Source organism: Siccirubricoccus soli, assembly GCF_024178315.1.
Taxonomy (GTDB): Bacteria; Pseudomonadota; Alphaproteobacteria; order Acetobacterales; family Acetobacteraceae; genus Siccirubricoccus; species Siccirubricoccus soli.
Window position 1 is genome coordinate 1 of the sequence record NZ_JAMZIK010000190.1, and the last position, 13,032, is coordinate 13,032.

Consider the following 13,032-nt stretch of genomic DNA (forward strand, 5'->3'; position numbering starts at 1 on the left):
GCGCGTGCTGCTGCAGGGGCGGCAGGGCAGCCGCGGCCCGGCGCGGCTGGAGCCGGGGCTGGTGCTGCATGACGAAGCCGGCTTCACCCCGGCGGCGCAGGCCGTGCTGGGCGCTGCGGCGCCGCTGCCGGGCGCGGGCTGAGCGGCTGCCCGACCAGGGCGTCGCCTGCCCGCGGCCCAGCGCAGCCTCCGCAGCTACCTCTGCTCGGTCGCCGCCACATCCCCCGCCAGACGCTCGGCCTCCGCCCCGGCGGCGATGCGGGCCGCCTCCGAATGCTCCCAGGCGGCGGCGAAGGCCGGGCCGGACTCCGGCTCGTCCGGCACCGCCTCGCCGCGCCGGAAGGCCTCGAACAGCGCTGCCTGCCGGGCAAGCTCCCGCGCCAGCGGCGCATCGACCGGGCGGCGGCCGTGCCGGGGCGGCATTTCGAACAGCCCGTTGGGGCAGTAGCGGTCATCGTCCCACCCCGGATGGGAGACGACCGGGTAGAGGCAGAGCCCGCTGATCGGCACGCCAGCGCGCATCGCCGCCCGTGCCTCGTTGCAGACATAGCGGAGCCAGGGGGCGCGCGGCGCGCCCTCGATGCTCGTCTCGGTGATGATCATCGGCCGCCGGTAGCGCGCATGGGCGTCGCGCAGCAGCTCGCGGAACGGGCGGTGGCGCGGATCGCCCAGGCGCACCGTCCGGCCCGCCTCGCCCTCCCGCTCCCACTGGTTGTTCCAGTAGTAATTCACCCCCATCACGTCGAAGCCGTCCGGGCCGCCGCCGAGTTCCGGCCAAGCCAGGCCCAGCAACCCGTTCCAGCCATCCCATTGCGAGCGGTCATAGGCGGCGGCGGTCTCGGCATCCTCCGGCCGGTGCGGCAGCACATGGATGAGCGGATCCACCGCGATCACCCGCGTGCCGGGCACCGCGGCGCGCGCCGCGCGCCCGGCCGCGAGATGGGCGGCGACCAGCTTGGCCTTCAGTTCGCCGCCGCGGTCCCGCGCTCCGGGGTTGAAATAGCCGACCTCGCCGCCGGCCCAGGACCAGAAGGAGATCTCGTTGACCGGGCAGAGGATGGGCGGCTGCCCCTCCTCCTCCAGGCAGAGCCGCGCGAAGGCGGCAGCGTAGCGGGCCAGCGCTGCGGCGAAGCCCTCCTCCAGCGGGTCCAGATGGTCCGGATAGCCGTAGTGGCATAGGTCCCAGGCCACCCGCACCCCGGCCTTGCGCGCCGCCCGCATCAGCGGCAGCACGGGCGACCAGTCGTAGCGCTCCGGCACGCGCTCGATCAGGTGCCAGCGCGCGCCGTCCCGCGCGCCCCGCAACCCCTGCGCGGCCAGCGCCGCGTAATCCTCCTCCGCCAGCAGATCGTGGCGGGTGGCGGCGATCAGGTCCAGCCGCCGGCCATCCTTGCGGCGCTGCGCGGAACACTCGAAGCCACCGAGGAAGAAGCCCGGAAAGGGGCTGGACGCCATCGCATCCGGCATCCCTCACTCCCCCGCCGCGGCAAGGAAGCGGCCGTCATTCGCCGCGCGCGGCGGCACCTCGGCCTCGATGCGGCGGAAGGTCGCCAGCGCCTGCGCCACCACCTGGTCCATGTTGTAGTAACGGTAGGTGGCGAGGCGGCCGACGAACCACACATCCGGCACGGCATCCGCCAGCGCCTCGTAGCGCTTGTAGAGCGCGGCATTCTCCGGCCGCGGCACCGGGTAGTAGGGGTCGCCCTCGGCCGCCGGATATTCGGTGGTGATGGTGGTCTGCGGATGCACCTGCCCGGTGAGGTGCTTGTATTCGGAGATGCGGGTGAAGGGCACCTCCTCCCCCGGGTAGTTCACCGTGCCGACCGGCTGGAACCACTCGCGGTCCAGCGTCTCGTGCCGGAAGCGGAGGGAGCGGTAGGGCAGCCTGCCGTGGCGGTGGCCGAAGAACTCATCCACCGGCCCGGTCCAGATCAGCCTTCGGTGCGGCAGGCTGTCCCGCACCGCGCGGTAGTCGGTGCCGGTCAGCACCGTGATGTTCGGATGGTCCAGCATCCGCCCGAACATCGCCGTGTAGCCGTGCAGCGGCATGAATTGGTGGGTGTCGGTGAAGTAGCGATCGTCATTGCTGTTGCGCGTCGGCACCCGGGCGGTGACGGACTTGTCCAGCTCCGAGGGGTCGAGGCCCCATTGCTTGCGGGTGTAGCCGCGGAAGAAGGTCTCATAGAGCTCGCGCCCGACGCGGGAGACGACGACATCCTCCGAGGAGCGGATCTCCGGCACATGCTCGGCGCGGGAGGCGAAGAAGGCCTCCACCTCCCCCTCCGTGGTCAGGGAGAGGTCGTGCAGCCGGTTCACCGTGGTGCGGTTGATCGGCATCGGCACCAGCCGGCCATCCGCCAGCCGCGCCAGGACGCGGTGCTCATAGGCGCGCCACCTGGTGAAACGCGACAGATGCGCGAAGACCTGGTCCGAATTGGTGTGGAAGATGTGCGGGCCGTAGCGATGCATCAGGATGCCCGCCGCATCCCTCTCGTCGAAGGCATTGCCGCCGACATGCTCGCGCCGGTCGATGATCGCCACCCGCTCGCCGCGGACGGAGGCCAGGCGCTCGGCGAGGGTGGCGCCGGCGAATCCGGCGCCGACGATGAGCCAGTCAAACATGGGCCTGGCCCGCGGCCGCCACGGCGGATCCGCCGCCCGCGGTCTTCGCCGCCGCCCTCGCCTGGATCAGCTCCTGCATCGCGGACCAGATCGAATCCCAGGAACAGCCGGCCAGGTGGCGATCGGCCTCTGCCCACCAGGAGAGGCGCGGCCGCGCCATCGCCGCCTCGGCCGCCGCGGTCACCTGCTCCGCATCGGCGGCGATGGCGACGAGGCCCTTCGCGCCCCAGTCGCGCACCACATCCACCACCGGCGTGGAGACCAGCGGCACGCCGGCCGCCAGGTATTCCGGCGTCTTGGTGGGAGAGATGAAGCGCGTCGATTCGTTCATCGCGAAGGGCATCAGCCCGCAATCCCAGCCGGCAAGGTAGGCCGGCAGCTCCGCCATGGCCTTGCCGCCGAGCCAGTGGATGTTCGGCCGGCGCGGCAGGCTGGCCGGATCGATCTTCACCACCGGGCCGACCATGACGAGGGACCAGTCCGGGCGGCGCGCGGCGACCGCATCCACCAGCGCGAGATCCATCCGCTCATCCACCACCCCGAACCAGCCGAGCCGCGGGCGGGGGATGCCGGCCTGGTCCGCAGGGCCGGGACCGGCGGCGAGGCGCGGCTCCCGCGCTTGGCCGAAATGGGCGACATCGACGCCCGAGGTGAATTGATGCACCGAGGGGTGCAGCCCGCGCTTCGCCTCATAGAGCGAGCGGCCGCCGGTGAAGACGATGTCCACCTGCTGCAGCAGCCGCCGCCCGAGCAGGAGCAGTCGCGGCGAGGCGCCGAGGAAGGCGGAGAGCTCGTCCATGCAGTCATAGACCGCGAGGCCGGGATGCAGATGCGCGGTGAAGGCGAGCGCCATCGGGGTGTAGTACCAGGCGATCGCCGGCTGCTCGCCGCCCAGCAACTCGTCCAGCAGGGCGCGCTGCGCCGCGTCGGAGGCCGCCTCGTCCAGGCTGTCCGGCAGCAGCGGCGTGGCGATCTCCACCCCCTCCGGCGTGCGCCGCAGCTCAAGACGCGGCAGGCCGGGGGCCGGGGCGCGGCGCAGCGGCTCCTCGAAGAACAGCACGCGATGGGACCGGGCGGCACGGGTGAGGAGATGCTGCGGGCGCTGGAAGACGAAATCCCAGCGCAGATGCGAGAGGCAGAGCAGCAGCGGCTTGTCCGCGATGCGCGATACGTGCGGAATGATATTTCTCCTGGAATGACTTGGAGGCATGGGAGCCCGGGACGACCACCTGATCCGCCAGGGCGGGGGGCGGCCGCGTCACGGGTGGCGGCGGCAGGGAGGACGCAGGCGAGACAGGTGCCCGGCACCTTCGCAGCGAATGGCAAGGCGCCGGAGTCGGACGGTTCAAGCGAGGCGCACCCGAACCTGCCGGGGGTAACGCCCGAAGCCGTGATCGTTTGCCGCCACGCCCGGCATGCGCGGAGATGTGTGCGGCGCGGGCGGCACGCGGCGCGCAGCAAGGCCGCGCCTGCCATGCAGCCTTACCGGCTGGATCCCCTGTTCCTGGGAACACGATGTCCGGCGCAGGCCGCTCTCGGCGCCGGCCAGGAGGAGTCTCTCCCTCAACTGGAGAAAGAGCGCTTTCCATCGCGGCCAGGTTGCCGCGCGACGCAACAAGCGGAGATGGCGTCGCGCCCAGGCCGAACCCGACCCGATGCCAGGCCGTTTCCTGCAGCAGCCGCCGATCCGGCGAATCCTGATGCGGTCTGTCGGGCCCGGCGCAGCCTCAGATGCATGCCTCAGCGATATCCGACGGGCGATCCATCCCGCCGGATATCGCACCAGGAATCGGCCAAAGGAGATCGCCATGCCCCGCGGGGATAAATCCGCCTACACCGGCAAGCAGAAGCGCCAGGCGGAGCATATCGAGGAGAGCTACGAGAGCCGCGGCGTCCCGGAGAAGGAGGCCGAGCGCCGCGCCTGGGCGACGGTCAACAAGGAGACCGGCGGCGGCAACAAGAGCGGCTCCGGCCGCGGCAAGCCCGACACGCATGTCTCCGCCAAGCGAGGCGGGAAGATCGGCGGCCAAGCCGCCGCCGCGCGTCCGGCGGCGGCACGCTCGGCCGCGGCGAAGAAGGCGGCCGCGACGCGGAAGCGCCATGCGGCGGAGGCACATTCCTGAGCCGATGGCGGCCGCCGCGAGGCGACCGCCCGAGAGGCACCATCCGCCACGCCCGGCCGGCGCGGCGCCGGCCTATTTGTCGTCCGAATCCGGATGGCGCAGGTGCCAGAGCCGCTCATGCGCCGCCACCAGGCTTTCCATGTTCCGCCGGCGATTGGCGTCCGGGGAGACGGGGCGGCGCGTCAGCATCATCTCCAGGATGCGCAGCAGCTGCTCCGCCACCTCGAAATCCGCCTGGTCGCAGGCATGGTGGAAGGCGATCAGGATCTTGTCGGAAAGCCGGCGGCTATGCCGGGGCGCGGCCGCCCCGCGCCCGGTCTCCCGCCCGCCCTCCAGGTCGGAAGCCTCATCCACCATCAGCTGCTCCCCGCGCCATCCATGCCGCCGTGGCCATGCCGCCCTGGCAGGATGCCGAATCGTCGGCCCGCCAATCTAGGACAGCCCCTGCAAAAAGACTGCTCAACTCCGCCGAGAGGCGGCGCCGAGCTGGGCCTGCACCGCCGCCGCCATCGCCTCGGGCGAGGTGTCCGGGCGGAACAGGCTGCGTACCCTGGCATCCGGTCCCACCAGATACACAAAACTGGAATGATCCATCAAGTAATCGGTCATGTCGGGCCTTTGCACCTTGGCATAATAGACGCGGAAGCGGCGCGCCGCCTCCGCCACCTGCTCCGGCGTGCCGGTCAGCCCCTGCAGCCGCGGATGGAAGCGGCTGACGTAATCCGCCAGATGGGCCGGCGTGTCCCGCTCCGGATCCACGCTGACGAAGACCGGCACCACCTGCTCCGCCAGCGGGCCCAGCTGGTCGAGCGCGGCGGTCATCGCGCCGAGCTCCGTCGGGCAGACATCCGGGCAGTAGCTGTAGCCGAAATAGACGAGCATCCAGCGGCCGGCATAATCGCGCTCCGTCACCGCGCGGCCGTCCTGGTTCACCAGGCTGAAGCTGCCGCCCAGCGTCATGCCCTGCGGCAGGGAAATGCCGCCCATGGCGGCCACCGGCGCCTGGCCGCCGAAGAGCTGCGCGATGCGGTTGGCGAAGGCATCCACGAGGCTCTCTTCCGGCGCGCGCGTGGCCCAGGCAAGCGCCCAGGCGCCGCCGAGCAGCAGGATCAGCAGGAAGGCCAGCAGCCGGATGACGCGAAGCATGGCGCGCTTGATAGCGGCAGAGCCGGCCCCGCGCCAAGCTTGGTCGGCATCGATACGATGGCCAGGACGCCCAGAATGCGTGGTCGGCCGACCGATGCCGGCGGGCCGGGCCCCGCATCCGAGAGGAAGGCGCCTTTCGGAACGGCCCTCGGTCTCCGGTCCGGCGGGCGTCGCTCCAGGGCCGCCGGCGCTTGACGTCAGTGACCTGCCTGGGAGCCTGCCTGGCCGCTCCGTTCGCCGGACATCCGGCGAAGGGCGCAGGCAGGACACCGGCAGGGGCCGAAAAGCCCCTGGCTTGCCCGGGTCCGCGCCCGGGGGCGCGCCGCCGGGCCGGCGTCAGGCGAAAGCCTCGTCCCAGCTCCCCATGGTGCTGGCGCGGGAATACTCGGTGGCGCGGTTCTCGAAGAAATTCGTGTGCTCCACCGCGTTCAGCATCTCATCGAGCCAGGGCAGCGGGTTCCGCTCGATGTTGTAGAGCGGCTCGAGCCCGAGCTGCTGCAACCGGCGGTCGGCGATGAAGCGGATATAGGTCTTGGTGTCCTCGGCGTTCAGCCCCTCGACGCCACCCAACTCGAAGGCGAGATCGATGAAGGCATCCTCGTGTTGCACGATGGTGTCGCAGATCTCGGTGAGGTCGCGCTTCAGCTCCTCCGTCCAGATCTCCGGATTCTCCTGCACGAAGGTGCGGAAGAGGCGGATGATGGAGTTGCAGTGCAGCGTCTCGTCCCGCACCGACCAGGAAACGATCTGGCCCATCCCCTTCATCTTGTTGAAGCGCGGGAAGTTCATCAGGATGGCGAAGGAGGCGAAGAGCTGCAGCCCTTCGGTGAAGGCGCCGAAGGCGGCGAGGGTCTTGGCGATCTCGGTCTTCGAGTCCACCCGGAAGCCCTGCATGTAGTCGAATTTGTCCTTCATCTCCTTGTAGCGGAGGAAGGCGGTGTACTCGACCTCGGGCATCCCCACCGTGTCCAGCAGGTGGGAATAGGCGGCGATGTGGATGGTCTCGATGTTGCTGAAGGCCGACAGCATCATGAGCACTTCCGTCGGCTTGAACACCTGGGAGTAGTGCTTCATGTAGCAGTTGTTCACCTCGACATCCGCCTGGGTGAAGAAGCGGAAGATCTGCGTCAGCAGGTTCCGCTCGGCGGGGCTGAGGTTGCGCTGCCAGTCCTTCACGTCGTCCGCCAGCGGCACTTCCTCCGGCAGCCAGTGGACGCGCTGCTGGGTGAGCCAGGCGTCATAGGCCCAGGGGTAGCGGAAGGGCTTGTAGACCGGGTTGGCGGTCAGGAGGTCGAAGCGCACAGGATGGGTGTCCGGGGAGAAATTGCCGTCGGCCATGATACCCGCCATTGACTTGCGTGGGGTAGGCAGCAGTCGCCGGCCTGCCTACTGGCAGGCCAGGCACTCTTCGTAGTCCGTGCTCGCCTCGGCCTTCGCCAGCACCAGTTCCGGCCGCGCCTGCGGCACATGCGCCGCCATGATGTCGCCCTGGCCGACCACCTTCTCGCTGATGGTGTCGGCGCGCTGGATGGACAGGCTGCGGCAGTAGTAGAGGCTCTTCACCCCCTTCTTCCAGGCCTGCATGTGGATCTGGTGCAGGTCCCGCTTGTGCACATTCGCCGGCAGGAACAGGTTCACCGACTGGCTCTGGCAGATGAAGGGCGTGCGGTCGGCGGCATGCTCCACCACCCAGCGCTGGTCCAGTTCGAAGGCGGTGCGGAAGGTGGCCTTCTCCTGCTCCGTCAGGAAGTCCAGGTGCTGCACGCTGCCCTTGTTCACCGTGATGCTGGTCCAGGTGTCGGCATCGTCGCGGCCATGCTTCGCCAGCACCTTCTTCAGGTACGGGTTGCGCACGATGTAGCTGCCGCTGAGCGTCTTGTGGTTGTAGACATTGGCCGCGATCGGCTCGATGCCCGGGGACGCCCCGCCGCAGATGATGGAGATGGAGGCGGTCGGCGCGATCGCCATCTTGTTCGAGAAGCGCTCCATCACGCCGTATTCCGCCGCATCCGGGCAGGGGCCGCGCTCCTCCGCCAGGGCGCGGCTGGCGAAATCCGCCTGCTCCCGGATGTGCTTGAACATCTTCTTGTTCCAGACCTTCGCGATCACGCTCTCGAAGGGCACGTTCTGGCTCTGCAGGAAGCTGTGGAAGCCCATGACGCCAAGGCCGACGCTCCGCTCCCGCATCGCGGAGTACTTCGCCTTCGCCATGCTGTCGGGGGCGGTGTCGATGAACTCCTGCAGCACGTTGTCGAGGAAGCGCATCACGTCCGGGATGAAGCGCGGATTGTCCTTCCACTCGAACCAAGTCTCGAGGTTGAGGGAGGAGAGGCAGCACACCGCCGTGCGGTCCCGCCCGTGCTGATCCTTGCCGGTCGGCAGGGTGATCTCGGAGCAGAGGTTGGAGGTCTTCACCTCCAGCCCCGCCAGCTTGTGGTGCGGCGGCAGCGCCTTGTTCACATGGTCGGAGAAGATCAGGTAGGGCTCGCCCGTCTCGATCCGCGCCGTGAGGATGCGGATCCAGAGGCTGCGGGCCGAGATCTTGCGCACGATGGCGCCGTCCTTCGGGCTGGTCAGCGGCCATTCCTCATCGTTCTCGACCGCGCGCATGAAGGCGTCCGGCACCAGGATGCCGTGGTGCAGGTTCAGCGCCTTGCGGTTAGGGTCGCCGCCGGTCGGGCGGCGGATCTCGATGAACTCCTCGATCTCGGGGTGGGAGACCGGCAGGTAGCAGGCGGCTGAACCGCGGCGGAGCGAGCCCTGGGAGATGGCGAGGGTCAAGCTGTCCATCACCCGGATGAAGGGGACGACGCCGGAGGTCTTGCCGTTGCGCCCCACCTTCTCCCCGATGCCGCGGAGATTGCCCCAGTAGCTGCCGATGCCGCCGCCCTTGGCGGCCAGCCAGACATTCTCGTTCCACAGGCCGACGATGCCCTCGAGGCTGTCGGAGGCCTCGTTCAGGAAGCAGGAGATGGGCAGGCCGCGGGTGGTGCCGCCATTGGAGAGCACCGGCGTCGCCGGCATGAACCACAGCTTGCTGATGTAGTCGTAGATCCGCTGGGCGTGCGCGGCATCGTCGCCGAAGGCGCTGGCGACGCGGGCGAAGAGGTCCTGGTAGCTCTCCCCGGGCAGCAGGTAGCGGTCATCCAGCGTCGCCTTGCCGAAATCCGTCAGCAACGCGTCGCGCGCCCGATCCACCTGCACCTGATGGTGGCCTTCCAACTGAACCGCATCGAACACCGTTACGTCCCCCTCTCTCCCGCGGACCGGAGCATGCATCGCGGACGCTCTCCACACAAGATATTGGAGCAAGACCGCCACTCTAACACCAGATCAGGTAGGCAGTTCCAGCATTTCCGATATGCCGGAAAGCCAGGGGGAAGGCCAATGTTCGATATTTGTTCCCAACTTGCGGGCAATTCCCGGCCCCGTCAAGCGACCAGGCCGGCGCCTCGCCGCCGGGATTCGACCCGCCTGTGGCCAGAGAGTCACATCCTGTCATCCGGATCGATCCAGCCTCGCAGCCGGCAGCGCGCCAGGGCAGAATGCCTTGCGGCGGGGACGCGGCCGCTTGCCCTGCCACCCTGGCTCCTTCCCTTCGGCCGCCTCGCCCGCCTTCCGGGAGCCCTGGCATGACCCTGCCCGCCCGCCTGAGCCTTGCCGGCTTGGCCCTGCTGCTTGCCCTGCCCGCCCGGGCGGAGGAGGGGGTGACGCTGTTCAAGGTGGTCGGGCCGCGGGATGAGGTGACCATCGGCCTCACCGCCGCGGAGCTGGCGCGGCTGGGCAGCGGGCCGGGGGTGGAGCGGCTGGCGCGGGCGCTGGTGGCGGAGGGCCAGATCACCGCTTGGCGCTATGCGGTGGGCCGCGCCGCGGATGGCAGCACGCGCTACGCGGCGCGGGACCGGGTGACGATCCTGCGGCAGGAGACTCTGCGGATCGAGCCCTACCGGGCGGCCCTCCCGGTGGCGCCGCCGCCCACCGAGTAAGGCCGCCACGCTTCAGCGCTCCCCCGCGAAACCGCTGCGCGGCTTCGCGGGGACCCTGGATGGCTGAATTCCCCGGGGTTGCGCGGCCTTCCGCAGCCAAGCCGGAAGGCAACGGGTAGTGACGGGCTCGACAGGCGCGCCTGGCCGGCGAACCCATACCGGACTCCGGGAACCGTCGCTGCCGGCAGTGCCGGCATCCCCCCGGCGGGGCGCAGGGGCGGAGCCCCTGCTGATCGGCGCCCCGTTACCCCGGCTGCGGCCCGGCCGGCGGTGCCGGCGGCGCCATCCCCGGCCCCTGCGGCCCATGACCATGCGGCCCGTGGTGGTGGCGCGCCGGCGCCGGCACCTCGTCCAGGGTGATGCCGTTGTCGCCATTGGCATCGAGGGCACGGAACTTGGCCTCGATCATCGGGCGCACCTCCTCCAGCGTCACCTTGGCGTCGCGGTTGGCGTCCAGGGCGCGGAACATCATCGCCAGCATCCGCGCATGCGTCGGCCGCGGGCCGGCGCCCCGCCGGTCGGCGCCGTCCGGGCCGCCGCGGTCGGTGGCCGCCGGCATCAGCCGGGCGGAGAGCAGCTCCTCCATCACCAGCGCGCCGTCACGGTTGCGGTCGGCCTCGGCGAAGCGCTGCTGCACGAAGGCCCAGCTCTCGTCCCAGGTGATGCGGCCATTGTGGTCGGCATCCACCCGCTGGAACACCCCCACGGGCCCGCCATGCGGCCCTCGGCCGGCCGCCGGCGGGGCGGGCGGGGCGCCACCCGGGGCGGGCGGCGGGGCCGGCTGCGCCAGCGCCGGCACGGCCAGCAGCGCAGACCCGATCAGGGCAAGGCGGAGTGACTTCATCGGCATGTTCTCCTCGGACGGACCTGTCGGGCCCGGCATCCGGAACATGCGGGCGAAATGTAACGCCGGCATGACCGGAGCCTGGATCCGTGGTGAGGAAGGGTAACGCTCAGCCCGGCGTGCCGGCTTCGCCGAGGTCCCACCACAGCCCGGCGAAGGCCAGGATCCCCTCCCGCGCCGGGCCGGTCAGCAGGTGCTCGTCCGGGCCGTGCTGCTTGCAGCCATTGTAGCTGTGCGGCACCCAGACCAGCGGCGTGCCGAGATGGTCCATGAACACGTCGCCCGGCAGCCCGCCCGAGGAATTCGGGATGATCTGCACCCGCTTGCCGAGGCTCCGCTGCATGCTCGCCTGCGCCCAGCGCACCCAGGGATGGTCCGGCGGGGTGCGGGAGGCGGCCATGCGCACCCCCGGCTCGCGAATCTCGATATCGGCGAAGCCGTGCTCATCCAGGTGGCGCCGCAGCGCCGGGCCGAAGCCCGCAGGGTCGGTGTCCACCGTGTAGCGGATGTGGCAGGTGGCGCGGGCATCCGGCGCCACGGCATTCACCGGCGCCTCCGGCCGGCCACTGACCATGGCCAGCACGATGAAGCTGTTCCAGCCATAGATCTTCTCGGCGGGCGTCAGGCCGGGCTCGCCCCAATCGGGGTCGATGGTGGCGGCGCCCTCCGCGCCGCCCACCGGGCAGCCGGCGAGCACGCCGCGCACCTCGGCCGGCACGCCGTTCCGCGGCAGCCAGTCCCGCACCAGGATCTTCCCGCGGGCGTCGCAGATGCTGGCGATGGCATGGGTGAGGCGGATGGCCGGATCGGTGGTCAGCCCGCCCCAATGGCCGGAATGCACCCCACCCTCGCGCAGCTTCAGCACCAGGTCGAACTGGTAGATGCCGCGGGTGCCGGTGGCGATGGTCGGCAGCTCCGGGTCCACCCGTGGCCCGTCCGAGGCGATCAGCACATCGGCCGCCAGCAACGCGCGATTCGCCGCGACGAATTCCCGCAACCCGCGGGAGCCGCGCTCTTCCGCCATCTCCAGCACCAGCTTCACATTGAAGCCGAGGCGGCCGCCGCGCTCTGCCAGCACCGCCTCCAGCGCCGCCAGGTTGAGCGCGTGCTGGCCCTTGTTGTCCGCGGTGCCGCGGCCGTACCAGTGGTCGCCTTCCTCGGTCAGCGCCCAGGGGGTGAGGCCCTGGCGCCATTGCTCATCGAGCCCGCGGACGGTGTCGCCATGGCCGTAGAGCAGCACGGTGGGGCGGCCAGGGTCCTCGATCCGCTCCGCGGTCAGGATGGGGCCGAAGCCCGCCAGCGGATTCGGGTGGATGGTGGCGGTGAAGCCGAGCCGCTCCACCCAGGGGCGGATCGCGGTCTCCAGGTAGCGGACCAGCTCAGCCTCATAGGCCGGGTCCTGGGCGGTCGAGGGGATGGCGACGAGATCGGCGAGGAGGGATCTGAACCGCCCGTCATCGAAGAATTCCCTCGCCCTCTCGATGGCGCTTTCACGTGTGCCCATATGGCCCCCGGCAACGGAACTAAACGGCTGAGGATGGTCCGACTGATGCCCCCAGTCCACCTCGGCGCCCGCATCCGGTCGGCCACCCGTGCGGCCGCAGGGATGCCGAGGGGTCGGCCGGTCAGCCATCCGCCAGTAGCCGCCGCCAGGCCGACGCGCCGGGTAACCCTTCTCCGGCTGCGCCAGGGGCAACGGAGATGCCGCCAACCGTGCCCTTGGCTCGGACGCTGTCGATGGGCCGGCGTCAGGGAGAAATCCGTGCCGCATCATCCGACCGCCGGCTACTTTCGGATCCGCAAAAAACCGCTTGGCAACCAATCTACATAGCTATTAGTTTGGGCACGGTCGTATCCTTCGCAGGACATCCCTTTGACCCCCTCCGTTTCTGCCGCGCCCGGCGACGCAGCGTTGAGCGCGCGCCAGATGATGCACTACGACAACAACAAGAAATCGGTCGGTATCGCTTTCGCCTTGTGGTTCTTCCTGAGCCTGTTCGGCGGCCACCGCTTCTATCTGGGCCGGACCGGCACGGCCATCGTCATGCTACTCCTGACCTGCACGGTCTTTGGCATAGTGATCTCCAGCATTTGGGCATTAATCGACGCCTTCCTGATCCCAGGCATGGTGCGAGCGCATAACGACCGTCTCATTGCTATGATCGGATGACGGCAGGCGGGATATCCGGGCGTCAAGAGCTCGTCGAAGGTCGATCCGGCCCGGCCGTGATCGCGCCAAAACAATGAGTCGAGGCGGTTCACGCTGACCGTACTAGCGCGAACCGCACCAGCCTCCTGCCTGCCGGCATTT

Annotated in this window: 12 protein-coding genes; 3 read left to right on the top strand and 9 right to left on the bottom strand. The window is 69.9% G+C overall.

The annotated features are described in order from the left end of the window. Positions 1-195: 195 nt before the first annotated feature. The 3 genes from NJ376_RS24960 to NJ376_RS24970 are packed head-to-tail and all read right to left on the bottom strand — an operon-like array spanning position 196 to position 3,832. On the bottom strand, positions 196-1,467 hold the full coding sequence (locus tag NJ376_RS24960; RefSeq protein ID WP_252956000.1) for a beta-glucosidase: 1,272 nt from the start codon (positions 1,465-1,467) through the stop codon (positions 196-198). Between the two features lie 3 nt (positions 1,468-1,470). Continuing rightward, positions 1,471-2,622, bottom strand: coding sequence for a UDP-galactopyranose mutase (glf, locus tag NJ376_RS24965; RefSeq protein ID WP_252956001.1), 1,152 nt, complete (start codon positions 2,620-2,622; stop codon positions 1,471-1,473). Then, the gene (locus tag NJ376_RS24970) at positions 2,615-3,832 is read right to left on the bottom strand and encodes a glycosyltransferase (protein ID WP_252956002.1); all 1,218 of its coding nucleotides are present in this window, start codon (positions 3,830-3,832) and stop codon (positions 2,615-2,617) included. Before NJ376_RS24970 ends, glf begins: the two co-directional genes overlap by 8 nt. Before the next feature lie 598 nt (positions 3,833-4,430). Here NJ376_RS24970 and NJ376_RS24975 point away from each other — a divergent pair. Continuing rightward, complete coding sequence (locus tag NJ376_RS24975) at positions 4,431-4,745, top strand: plasmid stabilization protein (protein ID WP_252956003.1); 315 nt, start codon at positions 4,431-4,433, stop codon at positions 4,743-4,745. 72 nt (positions 4,746-4,817) lie between these two features. Here NJ376_RS24975 and NJ376_RS24980 read toward each other — a convergent pair whose 3' ends face one another. The 4 genes from NJ376_RS24980 to NJ376_RS24995 all read right to left on the bottom strand — a co-directional run bounded on the left by NJ376_RS24980 (position 4,818) and on the right by NJ376_RS24995 (position 9,170). Continuing rightward, entirely contained in the window at positions 4,818-5,102 is a 285-nt protein-coding gene (locus NJ376_RS24980) for a hypothetical protein (RefSeq protein ID WP_252956004.1), read from the bottom strand. 102 nt (positions 5,103-5,204) lie between these two features. After that, entirely contained in the window at positions 5,205-5,891 is a 687-nt protein-coding gene (locus NJ376_RS24985) for an SCO family protein (protein WP_252956005.1), read from the bottom strand. Positions 5,892-6,227: 336 nt separating this feature from the next. After that, positions 6,228-7,229, bottom strand: coding sequence for a ribonucleotide-diphosphate reductase subunit beta (locus NJ376_RS24990; protein ID WP_252956007.1), 1,002 nt, complete (start codon positions 7,227-7,229; stop codon positions 6,228-6,230). A 48-nt stretch (positions 7,230-7,277) separates the two neighbouring features. Next, positions 7,278-9,170, bottom strand: coding sequence for a ribonucleoside-diphosphate reductase subunit alpha (locus NJ376_RS24995; RefSeq protein ID WP_370288630.1), 1,893 nt, complete (start codon positions 9,168-9,170; stop codon positions 7,278-7,280). Positions 9,171-9,523: 353 nt separating this feature from the next. On the opposite strand from NJ376_RS24995, the gene NJ376_RS25000 reads away from it, so the two are divergent. Next, positions 9,524-9,877, top strand: a complete 354-nt coding sequence (locus NJ376_RS25000; RefSeq protein WP_252956009.1) for a hypothetical protein — start codon at positions 9,524-9,526, stop codon at positions 9,875-9,877. A 244-nt stretch (positions 9,878-10,121) separates the two neighbouring features. On the opposite strand, the gene NJ376_RS25005 is transcribed toward NJ376_RS25000, so the two are convergent. Then, the gene (locus tag NJ376_RS25005) at positions 10,122-10,721 is read right to left on the bottom strand and encodes an EF-hand domain-containing protein (protein WP_252956010.1); all 600 of its coding nucleotides are present in this window, start codon (positions 10,719-10,721) and stop codon (positions 10,122-10,124) included. A gap of 109 nt (positions 10,722-10,830) precedes the next feature. Then, positions 10,831-12,225, bottom strand: a complete 1,395-nt coding sequence (locus tag NJ376_RS25010; protein ID WP_252956011.1) for a M20 family metallopeptidase — start codon at positions 12,223-12,225, stop codon at positions 10,831-10,833. Between the two features lie 369 nt (positions 12,226-12,594). On the opposite strand from NJ376_RS25010, the gene NJ376_RS25015 reads away from it, so the two are divergent. Further along, positions 12,595-12,891 (top strand): TM2 domain-containing protein, encoded by a 297-nt coding sequence (locus NJ376_RS25015; protein WP_252956012.1) that lies wholly within the window; start codon positions 12,595-12,597, stop codon positions 12,889-12,891. Positions 12,892-13,032: the final 141 nt, after the last annotated feature.